Source organism: Quyinboa sediminis (assembly GCF_042219855.1).
In the GTDB taxonomy this organism is placed as follows: Bacteria; Bacteroidota; Bacteroidia; order Bacteroidales; family UBA5342; genus JBHJHP01.
This window is the reverse complement of sequence record NZ_JBHJHP010000002.1, coordinates 15,430-38,604: the sequence shown is the minus strand read 5'-3', so window position 1 is coordinate 38,604 and position 23,175 is coordinate 15,430. Positions and strand designations below refer to the sequence as shown.

Here is a 23,175-nt window from a genome sequence, read left to right as displayed (position 1 = left end):
AGAATTTGAATTGACTTTTTGTATTGATACAATTATCTTACTAATTTCAGGGTAAAGAAACCTTCGTAAATTGTGTTTTGAGGTTCGAATTTTAAGCATGAACAAAAAAAATATTTCAAAACTTCGTTTAATTAATCAACAGGTTGTAGATCCGAGGTTCCATTCGGCCAGCGAACTGGTAAGCTGGATGGGTATGATGCAGGCTCAGGATCTGAACATGGCAAAATGGGCCCTTGGAGTGCGTTTGCCCGGTTCAACAGAAGATGATATTAACACAGCAATTGATAAGGGAGATATCCTGCGAACTCATGTATTACGTCCTACCTGGCATTTTGTTTCTCCCAGGGACATTTACTGGATGCTTGATCTTTCAGCAGAGCACATCAAAACAGCGATGCGTTCGCGTGATAAGCAACTGGAGCTGGATGATGCTGTGTACAAAAGAAGCAATGCAGTAATTGAAAAGGCATTAAGTGGAGGGAACCATTTAACCCGTGCTGAACTTGGGGATGAGATTGAAAAATCAGGTATTTCTCTTGACAACAGTAGAATAGCGCATATGCTGGTCAGGGCCGAGGTGGAAAAAATTATCTGTAGCGGAGCAATGAAAGGGAAACAGGCCACCTATGCTTTGTTGTCAGAGCGGGTAGAAAAACAGGATATTTTAACACACGATGAAGCGCTTACAGAACTTGCCGTAAGATATTTTAGCAGTCATGGTCCGGCTACACTAAAAGATTTTATATGGTGGTCCGGTCTTTCGGTAAAAGAAGCCAGGCAGGCACTCGACAGTTTAAAGTCAGATTTTATATTTTTTACAGTTGACGATGAAACCTATTGGTTTTCTAATGTTGATATACCCTACAAAACAAACAAACAAAACATCCATTTACTGCCGGCATTCGACGAGTTTATTATCAGTTACAGAGACAGGACGGCGGCAATTCTGAGCAGGGATCACACGAAGGCAGTATCCAATAATGGCGTATTCAGACCTGTAATTGTGCAGAATGGAGCAGTTGTAGGTATTTGGAAGCGCAGCACAAAAAATGATAAGATCTCTCTGTCAACGGAATATTTTATCAGAGAGAGTAATGCACTGAACAGAAGGGTGGAGAAAGCTTTTGAGCTGTATGCTGATTTCTCAGGTTTGAAATATGTTAGAATTCCTGATAACTAAACGCATAATTGACAGATGTCAAGCCATGGCAGGTTGGTACTTTTAGAAATAACGCTCTTTTATCGGGTAAAGCGTCTGACTTTAAAAGACTGGAAGTGAATGAAGGGTCCTGCAAATTATATTATCAACAATCCGTGATTTTCTTTTTGTGCCACTTACATTATCTTTATTTTTGAAGGATTTTTAATTCAGACTTAAGATTTCAGATACAGGATTTATCCTGGTTCTTATGTCTTACGTCTTATATCCAAAAAGATGATCGTTTGTATTGCAGAAAAACCAAGTGTGGCACGTGATCTGGCCAGAATTCTGGGTGCGGGATCACGGAAAAACGGCTATTTTGAAGGGAATGGTTATCAGGTAACCTGGACTTTCGGGCATTTATGTGGCCTGAAAGAACCACATGAATATAATCCAAACTGGAAAAGATGGAATCTCTACGATTTACCAATTGTTCCGCAACGCTTTGGCATCAGGCTGATTGATGATGAAGGCATTAAAAAACAGTTTTCGGTGATTGAAAACCTGGTTCAGAATGCGGAAGAGGTTATTAATTGTGGTGATGCCGGACAGGAAGGAGAGCTGATACAACGTTGGGTGCTGCAGAAGGCACAGTGTTCCTGTCCTGTAAAACGGTTGTGGATATCTTCACTCACCGATGAAGCGATTAAGGAAGGATTTGAAAAGCTTTACGATCAGAAGGACTTTGAAAGTGTATATTATGCAGGTCTTTCAAGGGCTACCGGTGACTGGCTCCTTGGAATAAATGCAACACGTTTATATACCCTGAAATATGGTCAGCGCAACCAGTTGTTATCCGTCGGTCGTGTGCAGACACCAACACTGGCACTGATTGTGGAACGGCAAAAGGAGATCGATAATTTTAAGCCTGAACCATACTGGGAGCTACGGACACTTTACCGCGAAGTGTGGTTCAGCTATGTTGATGGCCGCTTCAGTAAGAAGGAAGATGCAGAACAGATGGTGGCCGATATCTCCGGCAAGCCCTTTTTTATTGTGTCTGCTGAAACCAAAGAAGGTAATGAGTTTGCCCCTAAATTATTCGATCTCACCTCGCTTCAGGTAGAATGTAATACCCGTTATGGCTTTACCGCAGATAAAACATTAAAGCTGATCCAGTCACTCTATGAGAAAAAAGTAACCACCTATCCCAGGGTAGATACTACATTTCTGAGCGATGATATTTATCCGAAAATACCTGCTATATTAAAAGGACTCAAAGCATACGAAGAATACACTGCACCGCTTATGCAGCAAAAGATCCGTAAAACTAAACGGGTTTTTGACAATAAGAAGGTGACGGATCACCATGCCATTATTCCGACAGGTATACCGGCCAATAATCTTACGCCGGATGAAAAGCTGGTTTATGAGCAGGTGACCCTGCGTTTTATTGCCGCTTTTTACCCTGATTGTAAGGTACTGAAAACCACGGTTAACGGAAAAGTTGAGCAGTATGGTTTTAGGGCAAGTGGTAAGCAAATCGTGGAACCCGGATGGCGCATAGTGCTGAAATCCAATACTTCAGACAGCAACGACGAGGACCAGATAATGCCTGAACTTAATGAAGGGGAATCGGGTCCGCATGAACCGGATCTGCAGGAAAAGGAGACCAAGCCACCCCGGTATTTTACTGAAGCATCGCTGCTGCGTTCAATGGAGACAGCCGGAAAACAGATTGATGATGATGATCTGCGCGATGCGTTAAAAGAAAACGGAATCGGTCGACCGTCCACCAGGGCCGGGATAATTGAAACATTGTTCAGGCGGCATTATATTGTCAGGGATAAAAAACGGATTTTAGCCACCGAGACAGGGAAGGAACTGATCAATACCATACAGAATGAGCTGCTGAAATCAGCTGAGCTTACAGGGATGTGGGAGAAGAAACTGCGACAGATTGAAGAAGGAACATATGATGTGTCAGGCTTCATCAGTGAACTGAAAGAGATGGTCGCCGGTGTCGTGAAAGAAGTAAAACAGGATCGTTCCAATATACAGATTCCGGTTCATGAAGAGCAAACGGAACAAAAAACTGAACCTAAACCGGATGAACTGATTTGCCCGAAGTGTAAAAAAGGAAAAATCCTCAAAGGCAAAGGCGCCTATGGCTGTTCCAGATGGAATGAAGGCTGTGACTTCAGGCTTCCGTTTGTGTTATCAGGAAAAAAGCTAACGGAAAAACAGGCTGAAACATTGATTGACAAGGGGAAATCACCTCTGATTAAAGGCATAACTCTGGGAGAGGAATCCACTGAGGGACATTTTGTATTAAACGATGCATTTGTTCCGGAATTTATAGAGAAAGAACCTGAAAAGCTGGTGTGTCCTGCCTGTAAAAAGGGAGAGATTATAAAAGGTAACAAGGCCTGGGGATGCTCTGCATTTAGGGATGGATGCCGGTTTGTGATTCCGTTCATTATTCATGAAAAGGAAATTCAGGAAAGCAGTATGCAACAGATTGTTCTGAAAGGTAAAACGCGGAAAATGAAAGGATTTGTAATTAACGGATCCGAAACGGAGGGTTATCTGTATGTGGATGATAGCGGACAATTGCAATTCGGTTCATCTTAGTTCCCGCAAATTCCGCAGATGATTTCAAGGATTATCGCATAAAACAGGAGTGTTTGTGGGAAGCTGAGGTAATTTGTAATGGATGGTAATAGCTGTATCAGATTCTTTTATGAATGGCTATGATAAAATAAAAGTCACCAATACAGGTACCAGAAAGGTTATTACTACACCACTGTAAATAGAAATCATTACATATTCTTTCCCGGAAAACCGGATTACCACAGGTAGAGTAGTATCCATAGATGTAGCACCACCGGCAGCGATCGGTGTTAGTTTCCCGGTGTACTTTATCATGAATGGTGTGATAAGTAAAGTGAAAATTTCCCGGATAAGATTGGCTACCAAGGCAATGGTTCCAAGCGTTTCACCATGAAGTTTCGAAATCAGAATGGAGGATAAACTGTAATACCCCATTCCAGCGCTGACCGCAAGTACTTCTCTCAGGTTAAGATCACTAAAAAAGGGTAAGGCAAGAAGTGCAAAAAGTAACGATCCTATTACAGATACAACCGGAATTAAGATAAGCCAGCCACGCATGCGTTTCAGAGCCATCAGTGATTCCTTATCGCTACCGATCCCGATTCCCACAAATAGTAATAGGGCATACAGGGCATATTCAGACCAGTTTCCGGCATCAAAGCTTTCCGGTAGAACACCGAATGTTCCGAGGACAATTCCGGTAATAAAAATAAGCGCTATGACGATGATGTCCCTCATTTTTTAAGTATCAGGCGGTTATAGATCACAATGAAAATAATACTTCCGGCTACAGAAAAAAGGCTAATCACAAGGGCCTTTATGCCAATGGTATCGAAGTGTGCCTGAACCTGAGGATTGTGCCCTGCCTCATAACCCAGCAGAAAAAGCAGGGCCAGTACACTGAGAAAGGTAAGCCGGCTGCTGGTTTTAATAATCCCCTTCCTTTTTTTAACAATATGACCTGTTAAAATTCCTGCAACAAATATCAGTAAGATGGTTAGCATGGTTAAATAATCTAAATTCTGCAATAAAAATCGAGCTTTAGCCCTCAAAAGTACCAAAATTATATTTTTATTGTACTTTTGTTGAATTGCAAAAAAGGCTGTATTAATTAACCGGTTTTTATAGAAACAAACATGTCGATTGAGATTATCCGAAATAATTTTGTTGAAGCGCAAAAGGTGTTAAACGAATTTATTTCAGAACCTAAGAATTTTGAAACCATACTAAATGCAGGAAATCTGATTGCGGATGCAATCCGGAACGGAAATAAGATTTTATCATGTGGAAACGGAGGTTCCATGTGCGATTCCATGCATTTTGCAGAGGAGATGACAGGACGTTTCAGAAGAAACCGGAAGGCATTGCCTGCCTTTGCAATGGCTGATGCATCACACATCACCTGTTCTGCCAACGATTATGGGTATGAAGCTGTTTTTTCCCGTTATGTTGAAGCATTCGGAGCAGAAGGCGATGTTTTACTGGCATTGAGTACCAGTGGTAATTCACCCAATATTGTCAATGCGGCCAATGTGGCCAAAAACAGGGGGATGAAAATTATCGGGCTCACCGGAAAAGGTGGGGGCATTTTGGCAGGTATCTGCGATGTGGAGATCAGAGTGGATCATTTGGGGTGGTCCGACAGAATTCAGGAAATACATATTAAAATAATTCATACACTCATTGACTATGTCGAGACTGAACTCGGCGTGGGACAGGAGTGAATGGTTCAGAAAATTCCAAAAAATGAAGAATTATAAGATCTGGAACATTGGTTTAGGCTGGGTAGCATTTGCCGTTGCAGCTTTTACCTATTTATCAACAGTAGAACCAACAGCCAGTTTCTGGGACTGTGGTGAATTTATCGCTTCGTCTTACAAATTGCTTGTAGGCCATCCTCCGGGAGCACCGGTATTTATGATGATCGGAAGGATCTTTACCCTCTTTGCTCCCGATCCGTCAAAGGTTGCAGTGATGATGAATTCCATGTCTGCGCTGTCAAGTGCATTTACCATTTTGTTTTTGTTCTGGACCATTACACATCTGGCTAAAAAGCTGATTGTTGATAACGGATCCGAAATTACAACAGGACAAAGTATCGCTGTTCTGGGAGCTGGTCTTGTAGGTTCCCTTGCATACACATTTTCAGATACATTCTGGTTTTCAGCTGTTGAAGGTGAGGTTTATGCTATGTCGTCACTCTTCACAGCCGTGGTATTCTGGGCCATTTTGAAATGGGAAAACGAAGCCGATAAACCATTTGCCAACCGCTGGATTATCCTCATCGGATTTTTAATCGGGCTCTCTGTCGGTGTTCACCTGTTAAACCTGCTGGCTATTCCGGCTATCATCCTTGTATACTACTTTAAAAAATATACGCCGACCATAAAGGGAACGCTGGTGGCACTTGTTATATCATTCCTAGTTCTTATGGTACTTATGTATGGCATTATACCTGGAATTGTAAAACTGGCATCCATATTTGAACTGATTTTTGTAAATGGCATTGGTCTGCCATACCACAGTGGAATGATCTTCTTTATGATCCTGCTGGCAGCTGGACTCGCGTATGGTATATATTATACCTACATTAAGGTTAAGGTATTATGGAACACCATCTTTACCTTCCTGGCGGTTATCATTATCGGGTATTCTGCTTTTGCGATGGTTCTGATCCGTAGTAATGCCAATCCACCAATGAACCAGAATGATCCGAACGATGCATTCTCCCTGCTTTCATACCTGAACAGGGAACAATATGGTGACCGGCCACTGGTATACGGACAGTATTACGATACACCGGTAATTGATACCAAACAAACATCGGCAGTCCGCGATCAGATTAACGGACGCTACGAAATTATCGACCATAAATTACAATATGTTTATGATCCTACATTCGAAGGTGTTTTCCCACGCATGTGGTCAAACCAGCCAAGTCACGTTAACGCGTATAAGTCATGGGCCCGGATAAAAGGTATAAAAATGAAAGGCCAGGATGGAAAGATGCATGTGAAGCCTACATTTAGTGAAAACCTCAGATTTTTGTTCCGGTATCAGCTCGGACATATGTACTGGCGCTATTTTATGTGGAATTTTTCAGGACGCCAGAATGAAATTCAGGGACATGGAGGTTCACAGGAAGGAAACTGGATATCCGGTATAAATTTCATTGACGATGCCCGTGTGGGAAATCAGGAAAAACTGCCTGAATACATGAAGAATGACAAGGCACGCAATGTATACTTTATGTTGCCTTTATTGCTCGGATTGTTTGGAATCGCATTTCAGTTGTTTGGCAGCGATAAGAATAGAAAGAATACAAAGGGTTTTGAGAGCTTTGCGGTTGTTGCCATGCTGTTCATCCTTACAGGTATAGCTATTGTGATCTATCTGAACCAGTATCCGTATCAGCCCAGGGAGCGTGATTATGCCTACGCCGGCTCATTCTATGCTTTCAGCATTTGGATAGGGATTGGTGTGCTCTTTATCTGGGATATGCTGAAAAAACTGACTGGTTCACCTGCTGCAGGAGCTATTGCAACCATTGCAGGTCTTGCTATTCCAACCATCATGGGCGCAGAAAACTGGAACGATCATGACCGTTCAGGTCGTTATGCTGCCAGGGATTTTGCCTGGAATTATCTGCAGTCGACCGATAAGGAGGCCGTGCTCTTTACCAATGGAGATAACGATACATTCCCCCTGTGGTATGCACAGGAAGTGGAAGGAACACGCACTGACGTTCGCGTGTGTAACCTGAGTTATCTGCAGACAGGTTGGTATATCAATCAGATGCGCATGCGTGCCTACGATTCCAACCCTGTGAAGTTTACGCTTGATGCCAGTCAGACCAGGGAAGGACAACGCAACCTGGCTCTGATAGATAAAATGAATAATAAAGATAAAGTTATTGATTTAAAAAGGGCAATTGAGTTTATAGGAAGTAATAACCCCGAAACAAAAGAAACCAGATCGGGCTATGACTACTTCCCGGGGACTAAATTCTCCATTCCTGTGGATTCTGCTTATGTCGTTGATAACGGAACCGTTCGTCCTCAGGATGCAGACCGCATTGACAAAGAATTTATTGTGGATCTGAGCGGCATCAGCCGTTATGTTGGTAAAAACTCGATAATGGTCCTGGATATGCTGGCTACCAATCAGTGGCAGCGCCCGGTCTATTTTGCAGTAACCGTTCCCGATGAAAACTATATTGATATGGATGATCACTTCCAGGTTGAAGGTTTGGCGTACCGTGTTGTACCGGTAACCAATGGCAAGGACGACATTCAGGGACGTGTTGCAACAGATATCATGTATGATAACATGATGAATAAATTCAAATGGGGTGGTGTGGACAAGCCGGGAATCTGGATGGATCAGACCATTCTCAGAATGTGTTACAATTACCGGAACAATTTTACCCGTCTGGCCGGAGAATTCCTTAAAGACGGAGATACCGAAAAAGCCCGGAAAGTATTGTTAAAAGCCAAAGAAGTATTGCCTGAAGAAAATGTTCCGCATAACATGTATTCACTGCCATTTGCAGAAACCATGTTGAAGGCAGGCATGGAAGACGATGGTTCGTATGTGCTGAATGAGGTTTATGACCGATCGGTTGAAACACTGGACTATTATCTGTCGATGCAACCAAAATTCAAGAGAGAGTTGCTGCGGGATATTCAACAGGAGTTAGGCGTTGTAAGACAGATATACATTATTGCAGATCGCTATAATATGACGGATCTGGCGAAAAAGTCAGAAGAGACCTTTAAAGAATACTACGGTCAGCTGGAATCTTCAATGCAGTAGTGTTTCATGTTGATTGAACGACCGCCTTTATTGCTGCAATGGATGACCCCATCGTTGTTATGGCGTGTAAACACCGCCGATAAAGAGGTTTATCTGACCTTTGACGATGGCCCGGTTCCTGAGGTAACACCGTGGGTTCTCGATCTTCTGGATCGCTACAACATAAAGGCCACCTTCTTTTGTGTAGGTGAGAATGTGGCGAAATATCCGGAATTGTTCGAAGCATTACAAGCAAAAGGACATGCTGTTGGGAATCATACATACAATCATTTAAAATTGTATAAGACAGAACCGGATGCATACCGCAGAAATATACGCAAGGCTGCAACAGGGAATAAGAGCAGACTGTTTCGTCCACCCCATGGTCAGATCAATATGTCGATGAACCGGTGGCTGCAGCTGCACAAATATAAGGTCGTGATGTGGGATGTACTTCCGGCCGATTATGATATGAACAGAACGGGTGAGCAATGTTTTGAAACTGTAAAACGAAAAACAAGAGCTGGCTCAATCATTGTCTTTCACGACTCGGTGAAAGCCCGGAAAAATCTGGTGGAAGCTTTACCGCTTTCCATAGAATACTTGTTAGACCAGGGATGGAAATTTAAAACACTTACATAAGCAATGGGATTAAATATATTACTGTTAGGTTCAGGAGGAAGAGAACATGCCATGGCATGGAAAATCAGTCAGAGCGAACAAACGGATGAACTTTTTATTCTGCCCGGAAATGCCGGAACTTCAGAGGTTGGAACCAATGTTGCCATGGCGATGAATGATTTTGCCGGAATTAAGGAACTGGTGCTGACGAAGAGAATTCATCTGGTTGTTGTTGGTCCTGAGGCTCCTCTGGTAGATGGTATAGCTGACTTTTTTGCTTCTGACAATGACCTGAAACACATTGGTATTGTAGGACCTCAGACCAAAGGTGCAACTCTGGAGGGCAGTAAGGAGTTTGCCAAGGAATTTATGGTACGGCATAATATTCCTACAGCAGCTTATCAAAGTTTTACAAAGGATACACTGGGTGACGGTGTAGCTTTTTTGAAGACTCTGGAGGCACCGTATGTGCTGAAGGCAGATGGCCTGGCAGCTGGTAAAGGTGTGTTAATCCTGGATTCACTGGAAGAAGCCACACAGGAACTGGAAGAAATGCTTTCAGGAAAATTCGGGGATGCCAGTTCAACGGTTGTAATTGAAGAATTTTTGTCGGGCGTAGAACTTTCCGTTTTTGTAATGACGGATGGTGATTCATATAAAATTTTACCTGAAGCAAAGGATTATAAACGCATCGGCGAAGGTGACACCGGACTGAACACCGGTGGAATGGGCGCCATCTCTCCGGTACCGTTTGCTGATGAAAATTTTATGCATAAAATAGAAAAACGTATCGTTAAACCTACGGTGGAAGGATTAAAAAAAGATGCGATACCTTACAAGGGGTTTATCTTTCTGGGCCTTATAAACTGCGATGGAGAACCTAAAGTGATTGAATATAATGTGCGCATGGGAGATCCGGAAACCGAAGCTGTGATGCTGCGTGTTAAATCTGATTTTGTGGATTTACTGCAGGGCGTGGCTGAAGGTAATCTTAACGAAAAGGAACTTGAGTTTGACGAACGCACTGCGGTGACTGTTATGATGGTCGCCGGAGGTTACCCCGGTTCTTATCATAAGGGAGATGAGATTACAGGAATAAACGACGTAAAGGAAAGCGTTGTTTTCCATGCCGGAACAAAATTCGATGGTGATAAGGTTGTCACTAATGGTGGTCGGGTGATCGCCGTCAGTTCCTATGGTAAGGATATGAAATCGGCTCTGGCGGTCTCGTATAAAAATGCTCAGAAAATAAATTTCAAAGGAAAATATTACCGCAAAGATCTGGGATTCGATCTCTAAAAGATAAAAGATATAAGACTTAAGACACAAGATAAAAAAGATTGTCCTTCTTTTGAGGTGGCGTCAGGCATCTTGTATGAGGACGGAAGACTTGCAATACAAAAAACGTACAAAGCTGAATCTTAAGTCTTAGATCTTAAGTCTTAAATCTTGTATCTTGATACCTGATACCTGATTCTTGATACTATAACTTAAACAACTTAAACTTTATTTTCTCATGTATCAGTTCATCGCCGTTCTGACGGGTAATGTTAAGTCTGATCTTACCTGATGGTTTTCGCAGCATCTCTTTTACCTCGATGAGTGTGAGTGTTGAAACCGACTGTCCGTCAATGCTTTCAATCTTGTCTCCTACTCTAAGGCCTGCATTTGCAGCCGGCGATTCGTCCCACAATTCTGCAATCTCGAAGAACGGCAGATTCTGATATGGCTGTACCACCTCAATACCGGTAGTATTGTATTTAAACCGCTGGCTGTAATGAATGTTTCGTTTTACATACATCATGGTGTCAGGATAATTCAGGATCACATGAAAACGGCGCAGCAGTTCTGAACCGATGGTGCCATCCCGTTCATTACTGGTAATAATCATCTCTATGGCGCTGGAGTCAGGAAAGGCAACAATGGGCTTCTTAAAGCGGTATGAACCGATCGCTGCTTTGTCTATCCTGGATACGGATCCGAAAATTTCACCATTCAGCCCCTGTCCGATGTAAGTATAAATTGACTGGTCGGGAATCCGGTAATGTTTAAAGTTGGAATTCACCAGCCATAGTGCCAGTTCAGCTCCGGTATCCACCAGCAGTTTGACCTTATGCTCTTCACCACTCAGTATTACATTTGCCGTGATGTAAGCTTTATTATCCTCTATAGTGACAGGAACCTCTTTAAATGAGCGGGGAATTTTATATGTTGCAGGATCATAGAAGTACATACACTTTTTGATGTAATCAATTTTTACGATGTGGTCTTTTATAAGATCATAGCCTATCATGCCGTTAATCTTGGATCCCAGGTGCTTCGAAAGCTGAAAAATATTTTGTTTCAGGGCGTAAAGAGAAACGGTGTCTACCCTGAGCGTTTGTATCGTCATGCTGTTTAAGGTGCTCAGATAGGTGGACAGTGGTTCACCCTCCCCAAGACCATGAAGCGTCACCTCACGTACGTAGTTCAGGTCCAGCGAATCATTTTTATAGAGCTCTGTGACTATTGTATGTCTGATGCCTGTATCAAAGATGAAATTGAGTGGTGTTGAATTATTAATGACAACAGGAACAATAATATTCGTACCAATCATCTCAAAATTGATGACATGATCCGGTTCATTGTACAGACAAAAAGCAGACCCGTTGAAGAGTGTAAAAAGCAGCAGTGTGGCAATAAGGTTTCTCATGACATAAATATAGTAAAATATCCTTGACATTTGCAAAATAGCTTCTGAATGAAGTTGTTGGTATGTCGTCTTTGATAAGTATTAAAATCCTGTGAAATATTTTAGATTGCTTCAGGTGTATCACAACTTTATATTACATTTGCGCCCAAAATCCGGAGTATGTCAGACGATAAGAAAGTTATCTTTTCAATGGTGGGAGTATCAAAGGTCTTTCCACCTCAAAAAAAAGTACTGAATAATATTTATCTCTCTTTTTTCTATGGCGCAAAAATTGGATTTATCGGGTTAAACGGATCCGGTAAATCTACATTAATGAAGATTATTGCCGGTGTGGAAAAAGAGTATCAGGGAGATGTGGTTTGGTCTCAGGGCTATTCTGTTGGTTATCTCGAACAGGAACCGCATCTCGATGAGTCCAAGACTGTAAAGGAAGTAGTCAAGGAAGGTGTAAAAGAGGTTACAGATGTGCTTGAAGCATTCGAAGCCATCAATAAGAAATTTGAGGATCCTGCAGTTTATGAGAATCCTGATAAAATGGATAAGTTGCTGGAGGAACAGGCAAAGCTTCAGGAGAAAATTGACCTGCTGGATGCCTGGAATATTGACACCAAGCTGGAACGTGCCATGGATGCCTTGCGCTGTCCGCCGGAAGATGCCAGTGTGAAAGTTATAAGTGGAGGTGAGCGCCGTCGTGTGGCTCTTTGCCGTTTGCTTTTGCAGCAACCCGATGTGTTGTTACTGGATGAGCCTACCAACCACCTGGATGCTGAGTCGGTACAGTGGCTGGAAATGCATTTACAACAGTATAGCGGTACCGTGATCGCCATCACCCACGACCGGTATTTTCTCGACAACGTGGCAGGATGGATCCTGGAGCTTGACCGGGGTGAAGGCATCCCCTGGAAAGGCAACTACAGCAGCTGGCTGGAACAAAAGGCTAAACGGCTGGAGTCGGAAGAGAAACAGGCGAGCAAACGCCGTAAAACGCTTGAACGCGAACTGGAATGGGTGCGTATGTCGCCCAAGGCACGACAGGCTAAATCAAAAGCACGTTTATCGGCATATGATAAGCTGCTGAATGAAGATGTAAAAGAGAAAGAGCAAAAGTTAGAGATATTTATTCCCAACGGCCCGAGGCTAGGTGATAAAGTGATAGAGGCCCATAATGTCTCGAAGGCCTTCGGGGATAAACTATTATTTGAAGATCTTGAATTTACTTTACCACCGAATGGTATTGTTGGTGTTATTGGCCCGAATGGTGCCGGTAAGACAACATTGTTCCGGATGATTATGGGGCAGCAGGCTCCGGATAAAGGATCATTCAGTGTGGGAGAGACCGTCAAAACAGGATATGTAGATCAGGCACATGCTGATATCGATCCGGGTAAATCTGTGTTTGAAGTTGTTTCAGGCGGTGCAGAGTTCATCCGGATGGGTGGACGTGAAATCAATGCAAGGGCATACCTGGCGCGTTTCAATTTTACCGGCGGTGATCAGGAGAAAAAATGCGGAGTTCTGTCCGGTGGTGAACGCAACAGATTACACCTGGCCCTGACACTGAAATCTGAAGCCAATGTGCTGTTACTGGATGAGCCTACCAACGATATTGATGTCAATACCTTGCGGGCTTTAGAAGAAGGTTTGGAAGATTTTGCCGGTTGTGCCGTGGTCATATCTCACGACAGATGGTTTCTTGATCGTATAGCTACACATATCCTGGCTTTTGAAGGGAACTCTTCAGTCGTATATTTTGAAGGTGGTTATTCGGATTATGAAATAAACCGTAAGAAAAGATTGGGCGATGAGGGGCCAAAGCGCATCAGATATAAAAAACTCACAAAATAATAAATAAAAAAAACAGGCTTTCGGCCTGTTTTTTTTTGTTATGCAATTACCGGTTACATTTTATTCATCTCTTTCATAGAAACATAACTGGTTGAATTGATGATATAAGAAGAATACTCCTTGCTCAGTTCATCCGCCTTTTCTTTTGAACCAACCACTTCAATAAATGCATTCCACCATTTAATGCCGTCTTCAGTGCGTCTCCATTCCAGATCTGCCGGACCTTTTTCAAGATGCCAGATAAACATGGCATCGTATTCACCTGAGACCAGCCAGTAGATCTTTGGTCCTTCTACCATGGCATTTTTGCCCGCTTTTTTGTACATGTCCAGAATTTCATTTACACGCTTAAACGTTCCGGCCTGGTACTTAACCATAACCACTTCGTGCCATGTTACATCTTTCCATTTTTCGGGTTTTGGAGATTCGTCCTGAGAGTATGCGAGAGAGAGGGTAAACATGAAGACCAGTGAAAGAACAATAGTTTTCATGATGAAAGATTTTAATTAATAATTACCTAAATTTAAGGAGAATAATTATTTTAAAAAAGAATAAATAAAAATAATATCTGCAAATACGATTAAAAAGTATGTTAAGCCGCTTGAATAAAGCTTAAGAGGTAAGTATAAAAAAAAAGGACGGCGGGAGCCATCCTTTTTACCACAACATTAATTAACTAAATTACCAATACCTATGAAAAAAACCTCACAACAAAGATAAGGCGAAAATATGTTATAAAACAAGTTTTAGGTGTTAAAATTATGTTACAAAACATATAATTATGCTAAAATTGTATTCTTTTTTACACCTTGTTTTGTGTTAAGTTTTAGTATTACAGTTATTTACGGGTGTTTTGTGAGACTGAATTAAAGTTAGAAAAAAAATCATTTTTTTTATTTTTAATTGCATACAATGAATTCATGTGGATATTTCGGGCAAATCATATTAGAAAGATCGCATTTTTTTGATAAGATCAGTACCAGTGCCGGACAGTAAAATGAACCTTCAGAATTACAGGGCGGAGCTCTTGCAGGGCTTCAATTATTCTTATCTTTGAGAAAATTTTAAAAACAGCATGAATTTAGCACAATTCCCTTCGGCATTATTGGAAGAAGCGGTTAACGAATTTGCTCAGTTACCGGGAATCGGACGGAAAACGGCTTTGAGGCTTGTGTTATTTCTCCTGAAACGGGATACTGATCAGGTGAAGGCATTCAGCAATTCTATCATTCGTTTAAAGGATGAAATATGTTACTGTAAACATTGCCATAATATTTCTGATACTGAGGTTTGCGGTATTTGTGCCCATCCTAAAAGGGATCATTCCATTGTCTGCGTTGTTGAAAATATTAAAGATGTCATGGCTGTGGAAAATACCATGCAGTATTTTGGCGTATATCATGTGCTGGGTGGTATTATATCACCGGTTGACGGAATAGGTCCCAATGATATTGAGTTAAATTCGTTATTTAAAAGGATAGGTGAGGGTGGAGTGAATGAATTGATCCTGGCCCTTCCAACAACCATGGAAGGTGATACAACCAATTTTTATATCTACAAAAAGTTAAAGCAGAGTGGAATTAAAATAACAACGCTCGCCCGTGGCGTTTCCATTGGTGATGAGTTGGAGTATACTGATGAAGTGACCCTTGGACGTTCGTTAAAGAACCGGACACTTTTTGAAGATAATTTTAGCTGAAACACAACAACTGAAAATAATGAATGAAATAGTGGAATTTTCCGGTGATGATATCAAACCCTTAAGACGTTTTTTTAATATTCTGTGGTTGATAGTACTTGGATATACAGCCGTTTTGCTGTTAACGGTATATGATGGTACGGCTGTAATTGACGGTGCTTTGAGTGAATATATTAAAACAGTGGAGATCATTCTTTTACTGGCAACAGTACCGGCAGTGTTTGGGTGGTACACTATGAAGGTTAAAAAAATACGGACTGTTGAAGGTAGGGAGGAAAAACTTAAAAATTATGAAAAAGTTTGGAAGTTAAGGGCATTGATCGTTTTTATTGTGTTTTTATTTGTCATTACAGCGTATATTTTGTTAGTTGATAAATCCATGGCTTATGTGGTTGCGATAGCAGCACTGGTATTTATGTACTGCAGGCCATCGGTCAACACGCTGAAAAATGAATTAAACGATATTCCAAAACTGTAAATATGCTTATTGCTGTAGATTTTGACGGAACCATTGTAGAACATGCCTATCCTGCTATAGGAAGGGAGATTCCGTTTGCAATAGAAACCTTAAAACAGTTACAGGAGGAAGGCCATGATCTGGTTCTGTGGACTTACAGGGCAGGAAAAGAGCTGGACGATGCCGTTGAATTCTGTAAAAGCAACGGTTTGGAGTTTTTTGCGGTCAATGCTGCATATCCCGGTGATGAGGTTGATGCTTACAACAGTCGTAAAATAAATGCAGATATTTTTATCGATGATCGTAATGTAGGTGGACTTCCGGATTGGGGGGTTATTTACCGGCTAATCACAGGTAAAGGAGAACTGGATTTTGATATGCGCCAGGCTGTAGAACGTAAAAACTGGCTAATCAGGCTGGGTGAAAGACTTGAGCGGTTGAAAGGCGATGTAAATACAGAACGGGAACAATAACAAGGTGTTTACCTTTGGGAAAAACAATTAAAAATAACATACGTGAAACTCTCCGTAATCATTGTTAATTATAATGCCAGGTATTTTCTGGATCTTTGTCTGCAGTCTGTAAAAAGAGCCATGCAGGGCATTGATACTGAGGTTATAGTCGTAGATAATGCATCTACCGATACCTCTGTGGACATGATTAGGGAAAAGTTTCCCTGGGTGAATCTGATCGAGAATAAAGAGAATTGTGGCTTTTCAAAAGCGAACAACATTGCTATAAAACAGGCAAAAGGACAGTTTATCTTACTGCAGAATCCAGATACCATTGTTGCTGAAGACACTTATGAGCAGTGTCTGTTATACCTTGATGAGAATGACTATGTCGGTGCACTTGGCATCCGTATGGTGGATGGGAGCGGAGAATATCTCAGGGAATCCAAGCGCGGATTGCCAACACCCATGACGGCGATTTTCAGGGCAGCAGGCTTGTCGTATATTTTCCCAAAATCTAAATTATTTGCACGCTATTATGTTGGCCATCTTGTTAATAACCGGAATGCTGAGGTTCCCATTCTGGCCGGTGCTTATATGATGATCCGGAAAACTGCACTCGACACCTGTGGTTTGCTTGACGAGGATTATTTTATGTATGGTGAGGATATTGATCTGTCTTACAGAATTGACAGGGGTGGGTTTACCAACAGTTATTTTGGTCTGGCCTCCATTATCCATTTTAAAGGGGAAAGTACGAGCAAGCAAACAGATAAATACCTGAACAGCTTTTTTGGTGCCATGGAAATATTTTATCAGAAACATTTTTCAGGTAGTATGTCGGTTTGGATTAACGGATTAATCCATTGGGGCATCAAAACCAAGAAGGTATTTAAAAAAATGATCATCCGGCGTTCTGAGCCTGTCAGTTCGGACCTGCCCGAAAAACTGGTGATTTGTGGTAGTAATCAACCTGAAGTTGAACTGATTAAAAAAACGTTCAGTAAAGGTTTTACATTTGAAGAAGTTCAGTCTGTGGATGGTCTGAAGCTCATTGATGAAGGGAAGGGCATAATTTTTTCTCCACGTCTTGCATACAAGGATGTGATCAACTGGGTCTCCGGTAATGCAACCAAGGCGAAATTCTTCTTTATGTCCGGAGACCGGAACTTTATTCTTGGCAGTCCCAATAAGGATTTTCCGGGTAAGGTGTGGAACCTTAAAAATCAGGAATCATAGTGGCAGGTAAACCTTTGCCAGCATCTCATTATATTCATCCTCGCAATTGCTCATGTGGGTAATCCCACCGCCACTGCGGTAGTACATGCGGCCATTAAACTCTTCAATATAACGGATCATAACAGAACTCACCAGTTCCTCCCCGGTAAATATTCCCATTACTCCGGTATAATAGCCCCGCGGTCCGAACTCGGCTTTACGGATAATCTCAACGGTTTGCTTTTTCGGGGCACCGCTTACTGAACCGGCCGGCAGCATGGGCAGTAATACATTACCCACATTATCTTTCCAGTCAGATGGCAGCTTACCGGTAATTTCAGAACTGACCTGTAAAAGATCGTGTGTCCATGTATTGATCTCATCCACATACCGGTACTTGGTTACTGTAACTTCATTGGCTACCATACTCAGGTCGTTACGGATCAGATCCACAATAGTGGCATGTTCGGCTTCTTCTTTTTTATTATTCATTATGCGTTTCAGGGCATCAGGAACCTTAGCGTCTATTGTACCTTTCATAGGGTGTGAATGGATGTAACCATCACTTACAGTCACAAAAATCTCCGGGGAAAAAACCACAAACTGACCATCCAGCCACAACCTGAATTTCTGCCTGTTTTTAAAGAAGATATTCCTGAGACTGATATCTGTTGAAACTGCCGTGGCCATCGTAAGGTTACAGAGATAGGAGTTTCCGTACTCCAGGTTTTGCATCACAATGTCAAATGCCGTCCGGTATTTCTCAAAGGAAACAGGGGCGCGGTGAAAAGAATGATTTGGTCTGACATCTTCTTCTTCGGGATAATTCTTTATCCCGTCAAAGTTGTAGAGTAATTGCTTTTCGTCTATCTCATTCAAATAAAACAAAAGTGGCTTTTCAAGTTCAAAATCCAGAATAAAAAGGAACGGAGCTTTACGTCCCATCTCATTCATTTTCGATCTTATTTCATCGTACTTCTGAAACATGGCGTAAAATTATATAAAAAGATTAATTTTGTACGGATCAGATTAATTAACCTCATCTATGTTTATAGTAAACATCACATTCAATGCTTCTATTCAGGTATTTGAGACCTGGCGAAAATATGTGACCAAGTATTTTATCCCACAGTCCATGAAAGATGGAGGTTTTTCTGAATACAAGATTATCAAGGTTCTTGTTGATGAGGAGATGGGAGGGCAGACATATAGCGTACAGTTTTTATCGGAAAATCCAATAAAGGTAGATAATTACCTACGGGAAATATTCCCTGATTTTCAGGATGAACTCATCCATACCTTCGGCGAGCAGGTTGTGGTTTTCGCCACACCGTTAAAAGAGACAACACTGGAATAATTGAACAGCGAAGAACGCATCATATTAGGTATTGACCCGGGAACAACCATCATGGGCTACGGCATTATTAAGGTACATGGCCGAAAAGCCGAATGTCTTACACTGGGGGTTATCGACCTGAAAAAATACAATGATCACTATGTGAAGCTCCGGCGTATTTTTGAACGGACCGTACAGTTAATCGATGATTATAAACCGGATGAGCTTGCCATAGAAGCCCCGTTTTACGGAAAAAATGTACAAAGTATGCTAAAGCTTGGCAGGGCACAGGGCGTTGCTATGGCTGCAGCTCTGTCCCGGGATCTTCCCATTTTTGAATATGCCCCCCTGAAAATTAAGATGGCTTTAACCGGGAATGGAAAAGCCAGTAAGGAACAGGTTGCTTATATGGTCAAGAATTATCTCAGCCTGACAGATGTTCCTGAATACCTTGATGCTACAGACGGACTGGCCGCAGCCGTCTGTCACTTTTTTCAGAATCAGGGCCTGAAAACAGACAAGTCCTATAACAGCTGGAAAGACTTTATGAATAAAAACCCGAACCGGGTTAAGAAGTAAATAAGATTCTAATGTACTGCAGAGTTTCTGCCACTTTGTTTATAACCGGTACAGGCATTTAGCATATAAAATTTAAAGGTTATCCAGACTGACACAGGTTGTTTTACTGCATCACAATCTGAAGCCCGATGTTCGTGAGAGCTCTGAAATAAAATTCCCCTGTACAAAGTACAAAGGGGAATCGTTCTATCATTATTTTAATTCCGAAAGTGTATTGTGCAAAACCAACGGTGTAAAACCAGGCATCGCTCTACAACGGATCACGCAACACAGGCATGCTCATACAACGGGCACCGCCACCGCCACGAGCCAGTTCACTGCCTTCAAGTGCCACCATACATTTTTTATAATCGGTTGGGTACTGTTTGCTTGAGATGACTTTTTCAGCACTGAGAATTTCGAAACCATCGTTACTCAGTTCTTCCAGAGTATAGCTGTTACGGGCATAACCAATCACTTTCCCCGGTGCAAAAGCAAAGAAGTTCGCACCGCTGTGCCACTGTTCACGTTCCATGATCCAGGAATTTTTTCTGCCGCCGCAAAACAGTGGCTTCAGGTCGAAGTCAATGGAATTAAGGGCAGAAAGAAGGTTTTCCACAGTTTCGATTTTCTTTGAGCCATCCGGGTTGATTCTGATGTGGATCGTCTGGTATTTATTGCGTTTCAGTATCAGCGGTTCATAGACCATACAGCGGTCTTCGTCAAGAAAAGTAAACACCATATCCAGGTGGATAAACGATTCGGGACTGTCCGGAAGTTCCTGTACAATCACGTGCCATGTTCTGTCTTTGGAGGCCATCAGCTGATTAATCAGGTTATCTATGCCTGAAGTGGATGTGCGTTTCCCGATCCCGATTACCAGTACATTATCAGACGCGATGAGTACATCACCTCCTTCAATATTCATACAGTAATTCGGAACAATTCCCTTGGCAGAATTGATAACCCGTGTCGTAAAGGAATGGTTAAAAATAGAATTCATAATATGTGTTTCCCGTTCCCGCACCTTATTGGCCATTTTTGATATCAGTACATTGTTCCAGATGCTGACCGATGCGTCCCGTGTAAAGAAGAAATTATGCAAGGGTTGCAGCGCAAATTTCTCTTTGCTCAGGTAGTTTGTCAGGCTGTTATCCTTTAGCGGCAATCCTTCAATCAGGGTTGTACTTAAAACCTCCGGCGTCATGCCTAGGAGTTCATCGCGGTACTGGGAAGACCGTTCTGCCGTGAGAATATCATTGATCAGATCTTTTTTTATGGCATCTTCCTGAAGCAGGTCTGTAAGCAGATCCTTAACATAAAAAACGTTAGTCACATGGTTCAGTACATCTTCAAATTGTTTATATTCTTCATTCACAACTGAAAGGTTCAGTATATCACTGTATAGGGCACGTTGTGCATTTTCGGGTGTCATGTTTTCCACCTCATGCCCGGGCTTATGCAGGATAACTCCCTGTAACTTTCCTATCTCGGAATTGACATTTATTGTCAGGCGTTTATTCATTTGCGTTTATCTTTAAAATATTAATCAAAGAACCAAAACATCGCATACGCATTTTAGTCTGTCTTCGATCCTGAGCCTTGTTTTGTGTGTTATAAACTGGCAATCAAATATACGGAAAAGGACAGACATAAAAGCTAAATTTAATCATGACCTTTGACCGGAGAAAAAAGAATCAGAAGGTATAGGAAAGATGAAATCCCTGTGATTCCGGAGCGAGCACTGGTACAAAACTGATCCGGGCTGAGTGATAGCTTTTAACGATCATTTTTCCGATAACAGTTCCAATTACTGCACCAAAAAATACATCCGAAGGCCAGTGTTTCTCATCATGTATCCTCGACAGACCTGTTAAGGTAGCACTGGTATAGGCTATGATAGGGATCAGTTTATGATCCTTATACATTTCGGCAATCACCGAGGCTACTCCAAACACGGTGGCCGTATGCCCCGACCAGAAAGATCTTCCCCCAAACGGGCCCCTCCAGTCCTGTGCATTTAGGGGATCGGTATGATATGGTCTGACTCTTCCGGCCAGTGTTTTGGGGATCAGGGTAACTATTCCCGTAATAAGATAACTCTCGGCTGCAAGTATGGCTGTGGTTGCCGGGCGGTCTTTGTGAAATATGAGGCCATAACCGGCCATTCCTCCCAGAAGGGCAAACGTGGCATAATTCCCCTGAGGCTCAAGAAAATAAGTGCTTGTAAATTCAGTGAAGGGTGTCCTGTTACGTTTGATAAAGGTGTAAACAGGTTCATCCAGTTTATAGATAGTGGCTCCGGCCGCAAGTATAAGTCCAGCTTTTAAAAACTGTTTCTTATTCCAGCGGAATGGTGATGTGAATACATTTCCAAGGTCTGAAACTGACTTGTGGTATATGTTTAGCGGAGAGTTTAGATCTGAGAGCCGGAATGAAAGGTCTGTAAGCGGACTGTATTCCGTTTGACTAACGCTATCTTTTTTTGCGGGTTCAGATGGAAATGCACTGAGCGACAAAAGAACCATTAAAACGGTGAGAACATGTTTAATCATAGTCAGCCATATTGCGGTCTAAAAGTATGTAATATATCATTTAAAACAAATCAAAAGTTGAGGTAAAGGCAGTGATTTTCAATCTTATCCTCTTGAACATAGATGATTCCCGTTGTGATAAAAATCATGGAATTGACTGTTTTTTCGTGAGAATTCTCATTTTTTACAGGTCGATTCATGCTGTATTTTAGCTTATAACAAATTTAGAATGTGATGATAAACAAACTTATAGCAAATATAATTCCCTGGTTCCCCAAACCATTTATCTGGCAGTTTTCAAAAAAGTATGTGGCCGGTGAAACCCTGGAGACAGCCATGCAGGTGTCTGCCGATCTCAATGAAAAAGGGATGATGGTGACCATTGATTTGCTTGGCGAGTTTATAAAAAACATGGATGAAGCCAGGGATCACGAGAAGGCTTATTATGGTATTATTGATGCGATAACCGAAAATAAAATACGGGGTGGTGTATCTTTAAAACCAACATTTTTCGGACTGACCATTGATAAGGACGAAAGTTATACACTGATCAGGAATATAGTAAAGTATGCCGCCGATCGCTCCTGTTTCGTCCGTATTGATATGGAAGATTCTGATTGTACAACAGATGAGATTGAGTTGTTCAGAAAACTGAAGGCTGAGTTTCCAAAAGAGGTAGGTCTGGTGCTGCAGGCGTATCTCAAACGGACATCGAATGACGTAACTGCGCTGCAGGATATTCAGATGAATGGGACGCCTTTGAATTTTCGTTTGTGTAAAGGAATCTATGTTGAACCGGAAAAGATAGCTTACAGGGATTACCAGAAAGTACGTGATAATTATCTGCAGTTGCTGGAACAAATGATTAAAGCCGGAAATTATGTAGCCATTGCCACGCATGACCGCTATCTGGTGGAGGGCGCCTTTAAACTTATTGAACAATACAAATTACCCCATACGGCATATGAATTTCAGATGCTTTACGGGGTGACACCGAACTTAAGGGATGAGATTGTTGCAAAAGGGCACCGCATGCGTATTTATGTGCCCTACGGACAGGACTGGTTCGGCTATTGTACCCGACGACTGAAGGAAAATCCCAAAATGACAAGCGACATTATAAAGGGGATTTTTGTAAAAGGGTAGTAAAAAATACAGACACAAGATCCAGGACACAAGATCCAGGATACATTTTTTCACTGCTCATTATTCATT

At 41.9% G+C, this 23,175-nt stretch carries 21 protein-coding genes; 14 read left to right on the top strand and 7 right to left on the bottom strand.

From position 1 onward, the window contains the following. Positions 1–97: 97 nt before the first annotated feature. Entirely contained in the window at positions 98–1,180 is a 1,083-nt protein-coding gene (locus ACE1EF_RS05415) for a winged helix DNA-binding domain-containing protein (protein WP_375719607.1), read from the top strand. A gap of 255 nt (positions 1,181–1,435) precedes the next feature. Then, complete coding sequence (locus ACE1EF_RS05410) at positions 1,436–3,775, top strand: type IA DNA topoisomerase (RefSeq protein ID WP_375719606.1); 2,340 nt, start codon at positions 1,436–1,438, stop codon at positions 3,773–3,775. Between the two features lie 117 nt (positions 3,776–3,892). Here ACE1EF_RS05410 and ACE1EF_RS05405 read toward each other — a convergent pair whose 3' ends face one another. After that, positions 3,893–4,492 carry a LysO family transporter gene (locus ACE1EF_RS05405; protein WP_375719605.1) on the bottom strand — a complete coding sequence of 200 codons (600 nt, stop codon included), beginning with the start codon at positions 4,490–4,492 and terminating at the stop codon, positions 3,893–3,895. Next, positions 4,489–4,758, bottom strand: a complete 270-nt coding sequence (locus ACE1EF_RS05400) for a LysO family transporter (protein WP_375719604.1) — start codon at positions 4,756–4,758, stop codon at positions 4,489–4,491. Before ACE1EF_RS05400 ends, ACE1EF_RS05405 begins: the two co-directional genes overlap by 4 nt. A gap of 132 nt (positions 4,759–4,890) precedes the next feature. Between ACE1EF_RS05400 and lpcA the strand changes: the two genes are divergently transcribed. Genes lpcA through purD form a run of 4 tightly spaced genes read left to right on the top strand, consistent with a single transcriptional unit; the run spans position 4,891 to position 10,468 of the window. Next, entirely contained in the window at positions 4,891–5,478 is a 588-nt protein-coding gene (lpcA, locus tag ACE1EF_RS05395) for a D-sedoheptulose 7-phosphate isomerase (RefSeq protein WP_375719603.1), read from the top strand. Between the two features lie 22 nt (positions 5,479–5,500). Next, positions 5,501–8,569, top strand: coding sequence for a protein O-mannosyl-transferase family (locus ACE1EF_RS05390; protein ID WP_375719602.1), 3,069 nt, complete (start codon positions 5,501–5,503; stop codon positions 8,567–8,569). 6 nt (positions 8,570–8,575) lie between these two features. Further along, on the top strand, positions 8,576–9,190 hold the full coding sequence (locus ACE1EF_RS05385) for a polysaccharide deacetylase family protein (RefSeq protein WP_375719601.1): 615 nt from the start codon (positions 8,576–8,578) through the stop codon (positions 9,188–9,190). Positions 9,191–9,193: 3 nt separating this feature from the next. Next, entirely contained in the window at positions 9,194–10,468 is a 1,275-nt protein-coding gene (purD, locus tag ACE1EF_RS05380; RefSeq protein WP_375719600.1) for a phosphoribosylamine--glycine ligase, read from the top strand. A 184-nt stretch (positions 10,469–10,652) separates the two neighbouring features. On the opposite strand, the gene ACE1EF_RS05375 is transcribed toward purD, so the two are convergent. After that, entirely contained in the window at positions 10,653–11,861 is a 1,209-nt protein-coding gene (locus ACE1EF_RS05375; RefSeq protein ID WP_375719599.1) for an aspartyl protease family protein, read from the bottom strand. 159 nt (positions 11,862–12,020) lie between these two features. Here ACE1EF_RS05375 and ettA point away from each other — a divergent pair, with 159 nt between their 5' ends. Next, positions 12,021–13,706 carry an energy-dependent translational throttle protein EttA gene (ettA, locus tag ACE1EF_RS05370; RefSeq protein WP_375719598.1) on the top strand — a complete coding sequence of 562 codons (1,686 nt, stop codon included), beginning with the start codon at positions 12,021–12,023 and terminating at the stop codon, positions 13,704–13,706. 53 nt (positions 13,707–13,759) lie between these two features. On the opposite strand, the gene ACE1EF_RS05365 is transcribed toward ettA, so the two are convergent. Further along, positions 13,760–14,197 (bottom strand): hypothetical protein, encoded by a 438-nt coding sequence (locus ACE1EF_RS05365; protein ID WP_375719597.1) that lies wholly within the window; start codon positions 14,195–14,197, stop codon positions 13,760–13,762. A gap of 584 nt (positions 14,198–14,781) precedes the next feature. Here ACE1EF_RS05365 and recR point away from each other — a divergent pair. Genes recR through ACE1EF_RS05345 form a run of 4 tightly spaced genes read left to right on the top strand, consistent with a single transcriptional unit; the run spans position 14,782 to position 17,553 of the window. Further along, the gene (gene recR / locus ACE1EF_RS05360; protein ID WP_375719596.1) at positions 14,782–15,405 is read left to right on the top strand and encodes a recombination mediator RecR; all 624 of its coding nucleotides are present in this window, start codon (positions 14,782–14,784) and stop codon (positions 15,403–15,405) included. Then, positions 15,386–15,883, top strand: coding sequence for a hypothetical protein (locus ACE1EF_RS05355; protein ID WP_375719595.1), 498 nt, complete (start codon positions 15,386–15,388; stop codon positions 15,881–15,883). Before recR ends, ACE1EF_RS05355 begins: the two co-directional genes overlap by 20 nt. 2 nt (positions 15,884–15,885) lie before the next feature. Continuing rightward, complete coding sequence (locus ACE1EF_RS05350; protein ID WP_375719594.1) at positions 15,886–16,335, top strand: BT0820 family HAD-type phosphatase; 450 nt, start codon at positions 15,886–15,888, stop codon at positions 16,333–16,335. Between the two features lie 42 nt (positions 16,336–16,377). Beyond that, a complete protein-coding gene (locus ACE1EF_RS05345) occupies positions 16,378–17,553 on the top strand; it encodes a glycosyltransferase family 2 protein (RefSeq protein ID WP_375719593.1) in 1,176 nt (391 codons plus the stop codon). Here the strand turns inward: ACE1EF_RS05345 and ACE1EF_RS05340 are convergent. Beyond that, positions 17,548–18,519: an aminodeoxychorismate synthase component I gene (locus tag ACE1EF_RS05340; protein ID WP_375719592.1), complete on the bottom strand. Its 972-nt coding sequence runs from the start codon at positions 18,517–18,519 to the stop codon at positions 17,548–17,550. The genes ACE1EF_RS05345 and ACE1EF_RS05340 overlap by 6 nt on opposite strands. Positions 18,520–18,577: 58 nt before the next feature. On the opposite strand from ACE1EF_RS05340, the gene ACE1EF_RS05335 reads away from it, so the two are divergent. Both ACE1EF_RS05335 and ruvC read left to right on the top strand, forming a co-directional pair. Beyond that, the gene (locus ACE1EF_RS05335; RefSeq protein WP_375719591.1) at positions 18,578–18,889 is read left to right on the top strand and encodes a DUF4286 family protein; all 312 of its coding nucleotides are present in this window, start codon (positions 18,578–18,580) and stop codon (positions 18,887–18,889) included. Continuing rightward, positions 18,890–19,447 (top strand): crossover junction endodeoxyribonuclease RuvC, encoded by a 558-nt coding sequence (gene ruvC, locus ACE1EF_RS05330; protein ID WP_375719590.1) that lies wholly within the window; start codon positions 18,890–18,892, stop codon positions 19,445–19,447. It abuts the gene before it with no gap. A gap of 250 nt (positions 19,448–19,697) precedes the next feature. Here ruvC and ACE1EF_RS05325 read toward each other — a convergent pair whose 3' ends face one another. After that, on the bottom strand, positions 19,698–20,951 hold the full coding sequence (locus tag ACE1EF_RS05325) for an arginine deiminase (protein ID WP_375719589.1): 1,254 nt from the start codon (positions 20,949–20,951) through the stop codon (positions 19,698–19,700). A gap of 172 nt (positions 20,952–21,123) precedes the next feature. Next, positions 21,124–21,981: a phosphatase PAP2 family protein gene (locus ACE1EF_RS05320; protein ID WP_375719588.1), complete on the bottom strand. Its 858-nt coding sequence runs from the start codon at positions 21,979–21,981 to the stop codon at positions 21,124–21,126. A 213-nt stretch (positions 21,982–22,194) separates the two neighbouring features. Between ACE1EF_RS05320 and ACE1EF_RS05315 the strand changes: the two genes are divergently transcribed. After that, the gene (locus ACE1EF_RS05315; RefSeq protein ID WP_375719587.1) at positions 22,195–23,106 is read left to right on the top strand and encodes a proline dehydrogenase family protein; all 912 of its coding nucleotides are present in this window, start codon (positions 22,195–22,197) and stop codon (positions 23,104–23,106) included. Positions 23,107–23,175 lie beyond the last annotated feature (69 nt).

Bases quoted from the DNA above. Each gene is read 5' to 3' on its own strand.
- ACE1EF_RS05350 (WP_375719594.1), top strand. From the start codon at position 15,886: ATGCTTATTGCTGTAGATTTTGACGGAACCATTGTAGAACATGCCTAT.
- ACE1EF_RS05315 (WP_375719587.1), top strand. From the start codon at position 22,195: ATGATAAACAAACTTATAGCAAATATAATTCCCTGGTTCCCCAAACCA.
- ACE1EF_RS05335 (WP_375719591.1), top strand. From the start codon at position 18,578: ATGTTTATAGTAAACATCACATTCAATGCTTCTATTCAGGTATTTGAG.
- ACE1EF_RS05390 (WP_375719602.1), top strand. From the start codon at position 5,501: ATGAAGAATTATAAGATCTGGAACATTGGTTTAGGCTGGGTAGCATTT.
- ettA (WP_375719598.1), top strand. From the start codon at position 12,021: ATGTCAGACGATAAGAAAGTTATCTTTTCAATGGTGGGAGTATCAAAG.
- lpcA (WP_375719603.1), top strand. From the start codon at position 4,891: ATGTCGATTGAGATTATCCGAAATAATTTTGTTGAAGCGCAAAAGGTG.
- purD (WP_375719600.1), top strand. From the start codon at position 9,194: ATGGGATTAAATATATTACTGTTAGGTTCAGGAGGAAGAGAACATGCC.
- ACE1EF_RS05385 (WP_375719601.1), top strand. From the start codon at position 8,576: ATGTTGATTGAACGACCGCCTTTATTGCTGCAATGGATGACCCCATCG.
- ACE1EF_RS05375 (WP_375719599.1), bottom strand. From the start codon at position 11,861: ATGAGAAACCTTATTGCCACACTGCTGCTTTTTACACTCTTCAACGGG.
- ACE1EF_RS05365 (WP_375719597.1), bottom strand. From the start codon at position 14,197: ATGAAAACTATTGTTCTTTCACTGGTCTTCATGTTTACCCTCTCTCTC.
- recR (WP_375719596.1), top strand. From the start codon at position 14,782: ATGAATTTAGCACAATTCCCTTCGGCATTATTGGAAGAAGCGGTTAAC.
- ACE1EF_RS05320 (WP_375719588.1), bottom strand. From the start codon at position 21,981: ATGATTAAACATGTTCTCACCGTTTTAATGGTTCTTTTGTCGCTCAGT.
- ACE1EF_RS05405 (WP_375719605.1), bottom strand. From the start codon at position 4,492: ATGAGGGACATCATCGTCATAGCGCTTATTTTTATTACCGGAATTGTC.
- ACE1EF_RS05400 (WP_375719604.1), bottom strand. From the start codon at position 4,758: ATGCTAACCATCTTACTGATATTTGTTGCAGGAATTTTAACAGGTCAT.
- ACE1EF_RS05415 (WP_375719607.1), top strand. From the start codon at position 98: ATGAACAAAAAAAATATTTCAAAACTTCGTTTAATTAATCAACAGGTT.
- ACE1EF_RS05410 (WP_375719606.1), top strand. From the start codon at position 1,436: ATGATCGTTTGTATTGCAGAAAAACCAAGTGTGGCACGTGATCTGGCC.
- ACE1EF_RS05340 (WP_375719592.1), bottom strand. From the start codon at position 18,519: ATGTTTCAGAAGTACGATGAAATAAGATCGAAAATGAATGAGATGGGA.
- ACE1EF_RS05325 (WP_375719589.1), bottom strand. From the start codon at position 20,951: ATGAATAAACGCCTGACAATAAATGTCAATTCCGAGATAGGAAAGTTA.